The organism is Betaproteobacteria bacterium, assembly GCA_016709965.1.
GTDB lineage: Bacteria > Pseudomonadota > Gammaproteobacteria > Burkholderiales > Rhodocyclaceae > Azonexus > Azonexus amarohabitans.
Map to the genome: position 1 here is coordinate 602,661 of JADJLT010000001.1, position 12,705 is coordinate 615,365.

General features: G+C 53.7%; 23 protein-coding genes. 20 read left to right on the top strand and 3 right to left on the bottom strand.

The annotated features are described in order from the left end of the window. Positions 1–4 precede the first annotated feature (4 nt). Entirely contained in the window at positions 5–979 is a 975-nt protein-coding gene (locus IPJ12_03000) for an integron integrase (GenBank protein MBK7646139.1), read from the bottom strand. Positions 980–1,029: 50 nt separating this feature from the next. Next, positions 1,030–1,704 (bottom strand): hypothetical protein, encoded by a 675-nt coding sequence (locus IPJ12_03005; GenBank protein ID MBK7646140.1) that lies wholly within the window; start codon positions 1,702–1,704, stop codon positions 1,030–1,032. Between the two features lie 91 nt (positions 1,705–1,795). On the opposite strand from IPJ12_03005, the gene IPJ12_03010 reads away from it, so the two are divergent. The 7 genes from IPJ12_03010 to IPJ12_03040 all read left to right on the top strand — a co-directional run bounded on the left by IPJ12_03010 (position 1,796) and on the right by IPJ12_03040 (position 5,788). Further along, positions 1,796–2,158 carry a DUF2750 domain-containing protein gene (locus IPJ12_03010; GenBank protein ID MBK7646141.1) on the top strand — a complete coding sequence of 121 codons (363 nt, stop codon included), beginning with the start codon at positions 1,796–1,798 and terminating at the stop codon, positions 2,156–2,158. Positions 2,159–2,250: 92 nt separating this feature from the next. Then, a complete protein-coding gene (locus IPJ12_03015; protein ID MBK7646142.1) occupies positions 2,251–2,817 on the top strand; it encodes an HNH endonuclease in 567 nt (188 codons plus the stop codon). Positions 2,818–2,900: 83 nt separating this feature from the next. Further along, positions 2,901–3,260, top strand: a complete 360-nt coding sequence (locus IPJ12_03020; GenBank protein ID MBK7646143.1) for a hypothetical protein — start codon at positions 2,901–2,903, stop codon at positions 3,258–3,260. Between the two features lie 87 nt (positions 3,261–3,347). Further along, on the top strand, positions 3,348–4,004 hold the full coding sequence (locus IPJ12_03025) for a hypothetical protein (GenBank protein MBK7646144.1): 657 nt from the start codon (positions 3,348–3,350) through the stop codon (positions 4,002–4,004). Between the two features lie 84 nt (positions 4,005–4,088). Next, entirely contained in the window at positions 4,089–4,412 is a 324-nt protein-coding gene (locus tag IPJ12_03030) for a hypothetical protein (GenBank protein ID MBK7646145.1), read from the top strand. 94 nt (positions 4,413–4,506) lie between these two features. Then, positions 4,507–4,962 carry a hypothetical protein gene (locus IPJ12_03035; GenBank protein MBK7646146.1) on the top strand — a complete coding sequence of 152 codons (456 nt, stop codon included), beginning with the start codon at positions 4,507–4,509 and terminating at the stop codon, positions 4,960–4,962. A 79-nt stretch (positions 4,963–5,041) separates the two neighbouring features. After that, on the top strand, positions 5,042–5,788 hold the full coding sequence (locus IPJ12_03040; protein ID MBK7646147.1) for a nucleotidyltransferase family protein: 747 nt from the start codon (positions 5,042–5,044) through the stop codon (positions 5,786–5,788). A gap of 185 nt (positions 5,789–5,973) precedes the next feature. Here IPJ12_03040 and IPJ12_03045 read toward each other — a convergent pair whose 3' ends face one another. After that, on the bottom strand, positions 5,974–6,153 hold the full coding sequence (locus IPJ12_03045; GenBank protein ID MBK7646148.1) for a hypothetical protein: 180 nt from the start codon (positions 6,151–6,153) through the stop codon (positions 5,974–5,976). Here IPJ12_03045 and IPJ12_03050 point away from each other — a divergent pair. From IPJ12_03050 to IPJ12_03110, 13 genes are all read left to right on the top strand, one after another. Continuing rightward, a complete protein-coding gene (locus IPJ12_03050) occupies positions 6,148–6,693 on the top strand; it encodes a hypothetical protein (GenBank protein ID MBK7646149.1) in 546 nt (181 codons plus the stop codon). The genes IPJ12_03045 and IPJ12_03050 overlap by 6 nt on opposite strands. Before the next feature lie 43 nt (positions 6,694–6,736). After that, positions 6,737–7,171, top strand: a complete 435-nt coding sequence (locus IPJ12_03055; GenBank protein ID MBK7646150.1) for a hypothetical protein — start codon at positions 6,737–6,739, stop codon at positions 7,169–7,171. Between the two features lie 26 nt (positions 7,172–7,197). Next, a complete protein-coding gene (locus IPJ12_03060; protein ID MBK7646151.1) occupies positions 7,198–7,509 on the top strand; it encodes a hypothetical protein in 312 nt (103 codons plus the stop codon). Beyond that, positions 7,506–7,847 carry a hypothetical protein gene (locus tag IPJ12_03065; GenBank protein MBK7646152.1) on the top strand — a complete coding sequence of 114 codons (342 nt, stop codon included), beginning with the start codon at positions 7,506–7,508 and terminating at the stop codon, positions 7,845–7,847. Before IPJ12_03060 ends, IPJ12_03065 begins: the two co-directional genes overlap by 4 nt. A 113-nt stretch (positions 7,848–7,960) precedes the next feature. Then, on the top strand, positions 7,961–8,518 hold the full coding sequence (locus tag IPJ12_03070) for a hypothetical protein (GenBank protein ID MBK7646153.1): 558 nt from the start codon (positions 7,961–7,963) through the stop codon (positions 8,516–8,518). Between the two features lie 174 nt (positions 8,519–8,692). Beyond that, positions 8,693–9,205, top strand: a complete 513-nt coding sequence (locus IPJ12_03075; protein ID MBK7646154.1) for a hypothetical protein — start codon at positions 8,693–8,695, stop codon at positions 9,203–9,205. A 94-nt stretch (positions 9,206–9,299) separates the two neighbouring features. Further along, positions 9,300–9,662, top strand: a complete 363-nt coding sequence (locus IPJ12_03080) for a DUF2750 domain-containing protein (protein MBK7646155.1) — start codon at positions 9,300–9,302, stop codon at positions 9,660–9,662. A gap of 50 nt (positions 9,663–9,712) precedes the next feature. Next, complete coding sequence (locus IPJ12_03085; protein MBK7646156.1) at positions 9,713–10,141, top strand: hypothetical protein; 429 nt, start codon at positions 9,713–9,715, stop codon at positions 10,139–10,141. 85 nt (positions 10,142–10,226) lie between these two features. Next, positions 10,227–10,751, top strand: coding sequence for a hypothetical protein (locus IPJ12_03090; protein MBK7646157.1), 525 nt, complete (start codon positions 10,227–10,229; stop codon positions 10,749–10,751). 137 nt (positions 10,752–10,888) lie between these two features. After that, positions 10,889–11,368 (top strand): hypothetical protein, encoded by a 480-nt coding sequence (locus IPJ12_03095; GenBank protein ID MBK7646158.1) that lies wholly within the window; start codon positions 10,889–10,891, stop codon positions 11,366–11,368. A 96-nt stretch (positions 11,369–11,464) separates the two neighbouring features. Beyond that, positions 11,465–11,731 carry a hypothetical protein gene (locus IPJ12_03100; GenBank protein ID MBK7646159.1) on the top strand — a complete coding sequence of 89 codons (267 nt, stop codon included), beginning with the start codon at positions 11,465–11,467 and terminating at the stop codon, positions 11,729–11,731. Positions 11,732–11,952: 221 nt separating this feature from the next. After that, on the top strand, positions 11,953–12,159 hold the full coding sequence (locus IPJ12_03105) for a hypothetical protein (GenBank protein ID MBK7646160.1): 207 nt from the start codon (positions 11,953–11,955) through the stop codon (positions 12,157–12,159). Between the two features lie 93 nt (positions 12,160–12,252). Next, positions 12,253–12,648, top strand: coding sequence for a hypothetical protein (locus IPJ12_03110; GenBank protein ID MBK7646161.1), 396 nt, complete (start codon positions 12,253–12,255; stop codon positions 12,646–12,648). The last annotated feature ends 57 nt before the right edge of the window (positions 12,649–12,705 follow it).

Consider the following 12,705-nt stretch of genomic DNA (forward strand, 5'->3'; position numbering starts at 1 on the left):
CCAGTCAGCGCACCGCATCGAGCGGCGACACCACCCCACGCCCACCCCGGTTCAGCACGTGGGTGTAGATCATCGTCGTCGATACATCCGAATGGCCGAGCAGTTCCTGCACCGTACGAATGTCGTAGCCGGATTCCAGCAAGTGAGTGGCAAACGAGTGACGCAGCGTATGCGTCGACGCCGGCTTGGCGATGCCAGCCAGCCCAACCGCCGCCTTGATCGCCCGCTGCAAGGCCTGCTCGTGCGTGTGGTGGCGGCGCTCGATGCCACTACGCGGATCAGTCGACAACTCACGCGCCGGAAACACCCAGAACCAGCCCCAGGCCTTGGGGGCAGAAGGATACTTTCGCGCCAGCGCCTCCGGCATTTGCACGCCGGGCCGCCCGGCCGCCTCGTCGCGCTCCCACAACACCCGAACACGGGCCAGATGCGCCTGCAAGGCCGGCACCGCCGATGCCGGCAGCACCGTCAGGCGATCCTTGCCGCCCTTGCCATGACGCACCGTCAACTCGCCGCGCTCGAAATCCACATCCTTGACCCGCAAGCGCACGCACTCCATCAACCGCATGCCTGTTCCGTAAAGCAAGCGGGCCATCAGCGCATGCGTGCCCTCCATCACCGCCAGTAGTCGTTCAACCTCACCACGAGAGAGCACAACAGGCGTCCGCTTTGGCTTCTTGGGTCGATCCAGATCAGTCAGCCATGGCAGATCAATGCCCAGCACGTCACGATACAAAAACAGCAAGGCCGACAAAGCCTGCTGATGGGTGGAAGCCGCCACCTTCAACTCGGCAGCCAGATAGCCGAGAAACGCCCGAACCTCCTCCGCCCCCATCTCCCGTGGATGACGACGACCGTGAAACGCGACGAAACGGCGCACCCACTCGACATAAGTTCGCTCTGTCCTTATGCTGTAGTGCTTATAGCGAATCACTTCCCGAACGCGCCCCAGCAAAGTCGATGATTGGTTCAATTCCATGCCGTACCTGCCAACAAAAATATACTGTGTATAAATACAGTAATCCATGTTTAACCATATGACAAGTACCTTTGGAGGCGCCATGTTCGCCAGCATAGACGGCGCGAGTCCGGGATACACGGCGCTAACGCCGCATATCCCGGCACCGCGCCATATTTCACCGCCATCCATCCTCGGAAAGCACTTGGCCGCCAATCCAAAAACCCGCTCTGGCCGGCCATCTTCGCCTGAAGTGCTGCCAAGGATGGATGGCAGGTTTCCAGAATACACGGCGAAAACGCCATCCACTTTACGTTGGCAGGCAATGCCGGCACTGCATCAACCGCCGCGTCTAGCGCTTCGGCCCGTAGCGTGTCGCCAATACCATCAATCACACTCCAGTGCTGGCCGCGCCGGAGCTTCCGGTAGCGCTCCGCGTCATTCATCGCAGCAACCGTCTCGGGGTGGTCTTCCAGCGTGTCAGCGTCCGGATCAACAACCTTTTTGTCCGGGTCAAGCATAACGTACATACCCCAAATCACGCGGCCAATTGATCCACCTTGCAGAATGTCCAAAACGTGACGCAGCGCCTGGCCGCAGTGCGCGTCGTCGTTGCGGTAAAATTCCTCCGGGTCGTTGTCGCCTTCCGCTCCATCCGGGAAAAACCGGCGGTCAATCGCTTCCAGTGCGCTGCACAGTTTCAGCGCCATCTCCATATCGGCCGCGCTGGCCTTTGCCATCTTCATATTCGTTCTCCAAAAATGCCTGCCAACACAACGCTCGTTCGGACCGTGCGCAAACACCCGCGCACGTCCGCACAGCTAAGCGTTAGATGCTATGTCTATTGCCCCTGCACACGCCGCTGCTTTTTATCGAGAAGTCTCCGAGCATCAGGTTGTCTGGGCCATCAGCGATTCAGGTGGCTTCGCCGCCCCTCTAGCCACTGATGGTAAACGCGCTATGCCTTTCTGGTCTTCTCAATCAAGAGCCAATGCAATTATCGCGGGCGTGTCTGCTTATGCAGGCTTTCATCCGGTGGCAATCGACTGGAAAGCCTTTTGTGAGCGCTGGGTCCCTGGGCTCACACGCGATGGCTTGCTGGCCGGTATCAATTGGTCTGGGCCAAACGCATCTGGTTTTGATGTCACCCCTTCTGAACTGCAACGCAATGTTGAAGCCCTGCGCCATGGCCGCATCTAACATCCCGGTCAAGGCGCTCCCTCCGGTCGCTGGGACACGCGGCGAGCCGCGTGCCCCTTACCTACAACGTTGGGCGTCTTGAAAGGATGCGCATGAGCAAATACCTTCCGTTGGCCGAGTACCTCAGTAGGCTAGAACAGAACGAGGTTCGCTTGTCATTCAGCGACATCGAGAAAATCATAGGTTCTACGTTACCCAGAACTGCACACGACCACGACGCTTGGTGGGCAAATTCTAGAACCAATGACTCGCATAACTGGGCGCATTTATGGCTGCGTGCCGGGTGGGAACGAGCGGATCACAATCGCTCCCAACAATGGGCTGTCTTCCGCCGAATTGAACACTACCAATTCAGCGATGTGAAAGCACAGGAAGGATACGAGTACGACGCGAAAGTAATTCTCAGAACAAGAAATGCGGCGCTCGCGCTTAAACGAAAAATGATGGACAACTACACATGCCAAGGTTGTGGGTTTCACCTTCAAGTTGGCGAGTCTTACGTCATTGAAGTTCACCACTTGGAACCGTTATCTGCAACAGGGGAAAGAGAGACAAAAATCGAAAAATTAGTTTCGCTTTGTCCGACATGCCATCGGATTGCTCACCTCCGAAGCACGCCATACTCTGTAGAAGAAATTCGGGGTATTCGGGGTGGCTAACGGGAGACGCCCAACATCCCGCTCCACCGGACCGTCAGCCAGCGTTGCTGGCTGCCGTCCGGTGAGCTAGCACGTTAGACATTATGAAAATTCCCGCTCTGCGCATTGAAGTAAATGGCGAGCTAGTCGCAATCGCCGGTGCTGAAGATCTTTCTATTTTGACCGGCCAAGTTGCCTTTGGCGCAGGCAAAGATCGGACAATAAATGTAGGCCAAGTAATGTTCAGCGTAATGGGGCTTGCCGTTCACGGTCCGCAGCCTCGCCAGCTCACTTGGGGCAATGATGTTCAATTAAAACTTGGTGACCGCGTTACCTTTGAAATCACGGAAATTGAGCAACCAAGTCCGCCTCAAGCAATTGTACGCACGCCAAGCTCCGCTGAACTTGCAGCAGCAGCCGCCGCAGAAAAGAAACAGAAGCGCCAAGGGAAGCAAAATGTCTAACATGGCGCTCAACCTCGCTCCTTCCAGTCGCTGGACGCTGCGCGAAAAAACCGCGCAGCGCCGGTTAGCTCTACGTTGGGCCTCACTGTGACCACCACCGGCACCACTCACAATACCCAGCTTGCAAAGGCTGCGAAGAAGCACCTCGGCCCCATCGGCATGAAACGCAAGGGGCAGTCTCGCTTGTGGTTCAAAGACAATGGATGGTGGCTGGGAGTTGTCGAATTCCAGCCAAGCTCTTGGAACAAGGGTAGCTACTTGAACGTGGCGGCGATGTGGTTGTGGAACGCCAAAGACTATTGGTCTTTTGATGAAGGTGGCCGAGTAGAGAGGTTTCACGAATTCAAGGATGCTGATCAGTTCGCCGATGTGGCAGACGCGCTGGCCATGCGTGCAAGAGATGAGGTCCTTGCCCTGTCCCAGAGATTTCCGTCACTTGCCATAGTCGCGGCACATCTGGCTCGGAACTCCGATGAGAATCCTTGGCACAGTTATCACGGGGCAATGGCCGCGCTCGCCATCGGAGATGTCGAGCATGCGCAGAAGCGCCTTCGCGCTCTTCTCGCTTTCAAAGATCAAGCCCCCTTCATGGTCGCTCTCAAGGCCAGGGTGCGGAGCTTTTCTGAGCAGGTGGCATCGGGCATAGAGCCTTCCGCACTCGTCAGGCAGGAGGTCGCGCAGACGAGAGCACTACTGAAGCTAAGCCCCGTCGACACTGCACTCCTATGGCAGGCCGCAGGGTGAGGCCCAACCCATCATTCCACCGGACCTCGCGCATACAGCCGCGCGAGGCCTGTGAATTCAGACGTTGGGCGTCTGGAGTCGCGAATGTACTGTGAAAAATGTGGCGCAGACAATCTTGAGACATCGCTTCGCTGTATCCAATGCGGTAGCGACCTCGTTGCTAATTTCAACAAATCCACCTCACCGTCTGTTGAATTGCCTAACACTCCCGATTCGTCAAATGAAAAGCATCCGTCGCCTATGCGGGTTGGTCTGGCCTGGCTCAGCGCAATCGCTGTTTCTATCGTAACGGCCTTGTCCGTTGGAGCCGTGCCACGTACTGTTGGCCAGTGGGTTGGATTGGCATTGTTCGGCCCGATACTGCTGATGGCAATCGATATGTTGTTCAGTTCGAAATCAAAGAAATGAACGTAACCTCGTTGCTACGCCCAACCCATCATTCCACCGGACCTGCGCAAAAAGCCGCGCAGGCCGGTGAATTCAGACGTTAGCCCTTTTCCTCATGGCCAATACACGCCCTACCAAAATCTCGTTTTTTAAAGCGGTTTACTACTGCTTCCTTGCGATAGTCATGCCGCAACGGTTCGTAGCTGAAGAAACTGCTGACAATGCACTTCTAAATGCGTTAGCACCTCAAGAGCCAGAAGAAAGGGCACTTAAGCTACGCCACGCTTTATTCAAAGCATTTCAGCTCGTTTTCGCCTCCGGGATTTTTGGCGTAGTAATCGGTCTGTTGGCCCATCGATTCTGCGGGCCAGCATCCAGCAACACGATTGCTGCCCTACAGATTATTGGTGCCTTGATATTGTTGTGGGGCACGCTTGCCGTCAGAGGATGGGACATCCAAACGTACGGTGGTGTCACCCTAACCGAGAGGGTGAATCAATGGATTTACCGTTTTCTGTACTGCTGTGGCACAGCAGTATTAGTGCTCTCCTTGTCATGGCCCACAACTTAAGCCGGGCTAACATCACGCTCCAGCGGACCGTCGGCCAGCTTCGCTGTCCGTCGTCCGCTGAGCTAACACGTTAGGCCCCATGTCCGCCACCTTTCTTCGCGAGGTCTCGCTCAATCCAGCAAACGCTGCCATTCTCGCGCGCTGGCAACAACTTGAGCTTCCGAACGCTTGGCTCGTCGCCGGGTGCTTGTTCCAGACAATATGGAATCTTCAGTCCGGCCGACCTCCTGAGTCTGGAATCAAGGACTACGACCTCTTCTACTTCGACGCCGACGATCTAAGCGAATCCGGAGAGCAGCAGGCCCAGGCGAAAGTCAGTACGGCCTTCGCGGACCTCGGAGTCACTATTGAGGTAGCCAACCAAGCACGTGTGCATCATTGGTATCCGGGCCACTTCGGTCGTCCTTACCCGGAACTCGCCTCCTCGGAAGACGGGATCAAACGCTTTCTCGTTCTTGAAACTTGCGTTGGTGTTCGTCCTGGCGTGTGCCACGCGCCATACGGCCTAGCCGGCGTCTACGAGGGAACGCTCTCACCCAATCCTCTTACACCGTACCCTGAGTTGTTCGCCGAAAAGGTAGCGAGCTACCGTGCTCGTTGGCCCAACCTCGGCAAAGTGCCGTCGTCATCAATGGCGCCTAACCCTTCGGTCAAGGCGCTCCCTCCGGTCGCTGGGACGCTGCGCGATAAAACGCCGCGCAGCGCCCCTTACCTTGAACGTTCGGCGGCACCTGAACACAATCAACTCTCCCTAGTTGGCTCAATAGGGAAATCATTGCGTCAAGCTCTCCGCGTTCAAAATGCAACTCCATTCCGTTCATGTTGAACATGTAGGAATCTGCGGTCGACTGATATACGAGCCTGCCTTTGTGCCCAGGACACCCACTAGGCATGCAGTCGTCGCTACACCGATAGGTCACTTCTCGTTCTATGGTTGCCATTCTTTCCTCCGTTCAACCAGCCGCCGAACCCGTCGTTCCAGGCGAACTTCGCTACGCCCGTCGCCTGAACTCAGGCGTTCGGCGGCACAAGTTCGCGGGCGCGTTGCCATGCCAGCGGCTTGCGCCTGTCGTAGTCGAGGCCCATGCCGCCTTCTTCGCGCAGCAGCATGAAGCTGAGTTGGTCTTTCATATCCTTCAGCGCCACCAATTCGGCCAATGCTGCCCGCAGCGCGGCGTTCTCTCGGTGCATCTCAACAATCTTCCGTCTCGCGCTATTGCTCATTCTGTCCTCCGTAATGTGCCGCCGAACCCGTCGTTCAACCGGACGCGCCGCGATAAAGCCGCGTCGCTCCGGTTATCTCAGGCGTTAGAAATCATGCTCAGACACTTTCTGCTATTTGCCTTTGCTACCCTAGCCTCATTCTCGGCACATTCGGTAACAACAACATTCCGAGTGTGGGGAAGCCCTTGGCTTTATTACGTACCTCCAGAGCAATTCAACCAGGCTTTTGTTGGAACGTTATCTGATGGCAGCACAATTGTACATGTCTTGGTAGTAGCCACAGGTAGCGAGGCCGTCGATCCAGAAAGCGGCAAAATCGTCATCAAAGGCGACAAAATTTCTCTTTGTTACGGAATGCGCCCAGCTCGTTACTCCTCTGGGGCTGCAGGTTTCATCCACGCGGTGGCCATCCCTGCTGTTACCTATGCACAAGCACTTGAATATACGATCGCGGGACTCCCAAAAAATGCCAAATACTCCTATCAGGTCGGCATTGGGTGCAATTGAATTTCCCAAAGAGAAAAATCCAATTCACGTTAGGGTGCAGACAATGACTGAACTGATAGAGGTACGCACGCAGTTATGGGTAAGAGTGCTAATTGTCGTTGGGTTGCCCTTGCTCGCTTGGGCCGGGGTTTACACGCTTTGGATAACAATAGCAGCAGGCTTTCATCCGTTATTTATGAGCATTGTGCAGTTTGGCGCTGGTGTATTTTGCGTTGTGGCAGTCTTCAAAGGCATACCTCTACTTCGTTTCTTCAGACACAAGCTCATTTTGCATTCCGAAGGTATTGAAATTGCCTCCGGAAAAATCTCCAGGTATTTCACTTGGGCGCAAATCGGATCAATTAGAGCTAGCGATACATTCAATATTCTTAGCGTTTACGACCAGGCTGGTAGCCTTATTTATGCTGTCGACTATTACGCTGAAAATTTCAGGCATTTAGCGGGGCAGTTAAGTGCGTTATCAACCTCTCACCCCTAACTTTCGTTAGAAGGCAACGGTTTCTCATGTCACCTCGCCTCCCGTCGCTTGCTCTTGGCTCCGTGCTGATTTTGGCCCGTCGGCTCAGCGTTTCCGTCGTTGCTACGATCAACCGGAAATATCAGCCAAATTCAAAATCCACGGGTTTGGGGGCTTTCCCGGCTGCCCAGCATTTTCCGTTTGCCGCCAGCGGTCGCGGCTTCAAGCAGTTCGCTGGCGCCGCCGCTTTCCCGGCAAACCCTTCTAACACTGCGGTCAAGACCGCTCCCTCCGGTCGCTGGACGCTGCGCGATAAACCGCCGCGCAGCGCCCCTTACCTCCAACGTTGGGCATCATGATCTTCGTTGCTGAAACTGAGGAGCGCTCGTTCTACGCATTTCCGACTGAAGCGGAAGCCATAGCTCACTGCGAAGGCTTAGATGTTGAGGCTGCTACCTGGCTCTTCTGGGACGACTCAGGAAATCCTCTGGAACCTCTGTTTTCTGAGCCAAATAAGCGCGGTCTATTCACCGTCGCCAACGGCGTCTACTCCCTTGTGCCGGCTGCGCCAGAACATCATGGTACGTTGGCGGAGGTTCTGAATGAGTTTCTTCACTTCGAGGCTCCAGCACCGTTCAATTCCGAGGCTGGTGTTCGTAGCTATATTTCCCGAGGGCAGGCTGCACAGCATGCGTAACGCCTCTTCGTTGTCACACATGCTGCCCAACATCACAATCCACCGGACCTCCGGCAAGCTACGCTTGCCTGCGTCCGGTGATTTTCAACGTTAGGCCTCATGGGAGACTACGAGTGAATGCACAGGTTTTTATCCCGGTAGTCGCGGCACTAATTGCTGCGCTGGCAAGCATAGGTGGCGTTCTGTATTCCCAAAATAATGTGCTTCGTGTGGAGAGCGTTAAATGGGAAAAGTCGCGCGCCGACGAGACGCGACGGGCACAAGCGTCCGCATTAAGTGACTACGCTCGAGAGATATCAACCGCTGTTCAGCGTATTACTTACATCATGTGGCAAGTAGAGATGACCTCCAATGCTCTAACGAGCAAGGAATTTTCCACTTATGAGCAGGAAACAAAACAGCAATTTCCTCGACTGTTTGCTTCTCAGGTCATGCTCGCTACAACTAACGTTTGCGCCTATAACCTCGTTGAGCCAGTGGCCCGGAAATTTTATAAGCTTGATGAGAGGATAGTTGTGGCGGGGCGTAGATTCACCAAAGACCGCCATCAGGTGCTTCGCGAACTTACGGCGGACAACGACGCTGTGATGGAGTTACAGAACCACATGGTATCCGCGCTCAAAGAAGCAGCCACTGCCATCAGTCAAGGGAACTCTGAATCATGTCGCTGAGGCCTAACCAGGCGTTCAACACGGACAGTTTGCAGCGGGGCATTTTGCTACGCAAAATTTTTTGCCCCGCCGCAAACCACTCCGCCGGCAAGCGGGCTCCGTTCTGCCGGTTAACTTGGCGTTGGGCGTAACTAAACCATCCTCCTTATTTGAACGTATTAGAGAGTTATCGATATGAAAATAAAATCCGTAGCACTATTGCTTGTCGTCATATTTTCTTCAATATCGGCATTCGCTGAAAATCGATGCATCGAATGCCGACAGGCTGCGCTGCGTGAATGGCAAAAATGCATGGAAAGCAGTAAAACAAACACCGACATGGTCGCTTGTAAAGAGCAGGGTACCAAATTGCAGGAACAATGCGATAACGGTGAAGGCATATGCAAGGTAACTCTATCGGACCAAGAAAAAAAAGAATGGGCCCTGGTTATTGATTTCGTCAAAACCAATAAGGATGTAATTCGTGAGGTTGGAGATTTCAAACATGCGGTATCGAAGGCCAGTTATAAAGCGCCTGGGGAACCGATGCCATCAAGATACATGGCGTACGTTCTTGGAGGAAACAAACCGACTTATGCCGTCGTTGATGTTTCACGATTATCTGGCGAGACGAAACCCACGTTGGCTTGCATCACACATATATCGCCACCGGAGTTCCGGGGTCCATTAAAAGACATATGTAAATGAATGGCATGCTGAATATCTGCGAGATGCCCAACTCATCATTCCACCGGACCTCGCGCCTGCGGCGCGCGTCCGGTGAATTCAGACGTTAGATGCTATGTCTATTGCCCCTGCACACGCCGCTGCTTTTTATCGAGAAGTCTCCGAGCATCAGGTTGTCTGGGCCATCAGCGATTCAGGTGGCTTCGCCGCCCCTCTAGCCACTGATGGTAAACGCGCTATGCCTTTCTGGTCTTCTCAATCAAGAGCCAATGCAATTATCGCGGGCGTGTCTGCTTATGCAGGCTTTCATCCGGTGGCAATCGACTGGAAAGCCTTTTGTGAGCGCTGGGTCCCTGGGCTCACACGCGATGGCTTGCTGGCCGGTATCAATTGGTCTGGGCCAAACGCATCTGGTTTTGATGTCACCCCTTCTGAACTGCAACGCAATGTTGAAGCCCTGCGCCATGGCCGCATCTAACATCCCGGTCAAGGCGCTCCCTCCGGTCGCTGGGACACGCGGCGAGCCGCGTGCCCCTTACCTACAACGTTAGCCATATCTTGAGTCCACTTACTAACACCCTCAGAATCATCGTAGCTTTGACAGGCTCGCTATTCTTGCTGGTATTTATGGCTTTATTCGGCGACCAGACACTCAGTCATACGTTTATGGGGTTTGGGCTATTGTCATTCTTTGCCCTTGCGTATTGCGCTCTAACAGCTTCAGGTCTCGAATCGACAAAAGCCTCAGCAAGGGCAAAAAAATACTACCTAGCAGCAAAAACCCTCGGCAACACCGCAATATTCTTTTTCGTGCTTTCTGAAGTTATCAATATCGCCAGAGACAACCCCAATCCGGCGGTTCCTCTTTTGATATATCTACCGCTGTTACTTTTTCTAGGTGTAACCATTGGCAAACAAGCATTCGCTCTTGTTACCACGTTGCACAGCCGCCAATGAGCACTATGGCTAACATCCCGCTCCAGCCGACCGTCAGCCAGCTACGCTGTCTGCCGTCGGCTGAGCTTCCACGTTAAGTGCTCACATGAATGCCACCGCAAAGAAAAAATCCCTTTTTGTGCGCACAGGTGACCTATTGCGCTCGAATCCTTTCAGCGGCTATTGGGTCGCCAGTGTTGTGCTTGCTACACAGGAAAGAACTGATCAGTTTAGTGAGCTGTGCTTGGTGGGAGTTACCGGCACCGTTCTCTCTCACGAGTTCACAAAGGATGATCTCGACATAGAAAAACTAACGTTGCTAAGGCAACCCAACAGGCTCCAAGTCGAAGTTCCGTGCATCTATATCTACGCGGCAAAGTTAAACGACTCCGTTTCAGTTGTAGGCAACATTGATTCACCACATCTCTACAGCGAGCCGCTACGGTTCGAGATTGGTGACGGCCAGAATGGCAAATGGCCTTCATGTGGCAAGCTGGTGCCGTCTCTTGGTTCCCAGTCAGTTCATGCTTGGCGCAAGATAAACGACTACGAGCAATGGTCACGCGATGTTGAGGCTGCCCGACAGTCCCATCAAGAAATGATTGCGCGCTTGAAAGCCAAGGCCAAATGAAGCCAGCACCTAACCCGGCGCTCAACCTCGCTCCCTTCGGTCGCCGGACGCTGCGCGATAAAGCCGCGCAGCGCCGGTTAGCTCTACGTTGGGCGTCTTAGCAAATGCTTCCACTCGATAGCCCCCTTTGGAACTCATTGGAACATGCCTACGGGTATGCATCTGATGTCCCTGCCCTACTGGTGCAACTTGAAAGTTATCCGCCATACGAAAACTGGCAATCTGAACCCTATTACTCACTCACCAATGCGCTTTGCCACCAAGGCGATATTTATAGTGCGTCATATGCAGCCGTCCCCCACTTCGTCCGACTGTTGTCATTAAACCCGAAGGCATCTTGGGCCCTTTACAGTTTTCCGGCTGTCATCGAACAGTGTCGTCTCAAAGGAAACGCTCCAGAAATCCCTGGGTATCTTTCCGAAAGCTATTTCTCATCTCTAAACAAAATACCCAGTATCGTGGCCGAAGCAGCAGAGGCCCCGTGGGATGAATTACGTTGTCGAGCTCTTCTTTCAACCATTGCAGTCGTGAAAGGGCATCAACTGTTATCCGAGGCCATTGATATGCTGTACCCAAAAGAACTTGAGCGGCTTATGAATCATTGGAATTCGGAATGAGCAAACCGCCCAACAATCCGCTCCAGCCGACCGCCAAAAAGCTACGCTTTTTGCCGTCGGCTGAGCTTTTACGTTAGAGCGCTTATGACAAAGGCCATGTGGCTCCTCCTGCCGAGCCCAAGCATATTGATGGTTATAGTGCTAATTGCAGACGTTGTGCCGCCTGGTTATGGTGGCGTCTACGTAGCATTCGCAATACTTCAGGCGATCTTTCTTCTGGCAGCTATCGAACGGATACGACGCCAACCACATTTGCAAAATTGCGGAAAAGTTGCGATGCCAAAATGGCAAAAAGCAATTCTCTTTTTATTTATTGGCTACGCTGTTCTCCTGGTATTCGTCGGCAGCCTGACTTCTCAATGAAAACAAAAATTGCTGTATCAGGCCATAGCCTAACCAGCCGCTTTAGCCGACCGTCAGCTGAGCTTCAACGTTAGGGGTGCAAAATTATGCCAACGAGTAGATTGCTTAAACGGCTAATTGTTACGCTTTTCTTAATTGGGGCTTGCATCTCTGAAAGCATGGCACAAGACACCCCGACACAATCAAAGCCACTTCCTTCATGGGCACCGGATCGGTCATGCATGGAAGAGTTTGAAAGAACAACTCAACACAGCGCCAGATGCAAAGAACAACTTTCCATTGCCACTAAGCGCATGCAAGAAGAGTCAAAGAAGTGCAGTGATGCAATGCAAAAAGTGTACGGCTTATGTGGCATTGGACAAAATTCCAACGAAGCGTGCTACAAGAAATACCGCCCCGATCTAAATGCCGCTTGTAGTGGCATGTAGCCCCCCTCTAACATGGCGCTCAACCTCGCTCCCTTTGGTCGCTGGACGCTGCGCGATAAACCCGCGCAGCGCCGGTTAGCTCTACGTTAGGCCATGAGCGACAATTACCTCCTCCCAAGTGAGTTCGCCTTATTGCTGCTCTTCTGGTTTGGGCTACCACTTCTTATTTCGTTCGCGATCATTGGCCCTCTCTTCATCAAGCGGGGGCTGCTCCGCTCCCATCCATGGCGGGCACTTGTTGCTCTTAGTTTGTCCGTTGTTCTTAGTGTCGTACTGGGCGTTGGTGCTTTGGTTATTTCACCCTCGCTCCCCCGCATCCTTGGGATTCAAGATATTTTCTTCGCTGGTCATTCTTGGCCTGTTTTGCCTCTTTCATTTATTGTTGTGGCAGTCGTTTCAACAGTTGCCGCGTGGTGGGCTCTTCGTGCAGCCAGGCCTAACACTGCGGTCAAGCGGGACGCGCCGCAAGCGGCGCGCCCCTTACCTTAAACGTTAGGCACCGCAAAAACACCTTTTGCAACGATGAACTCCCGAAAATCACTCCCA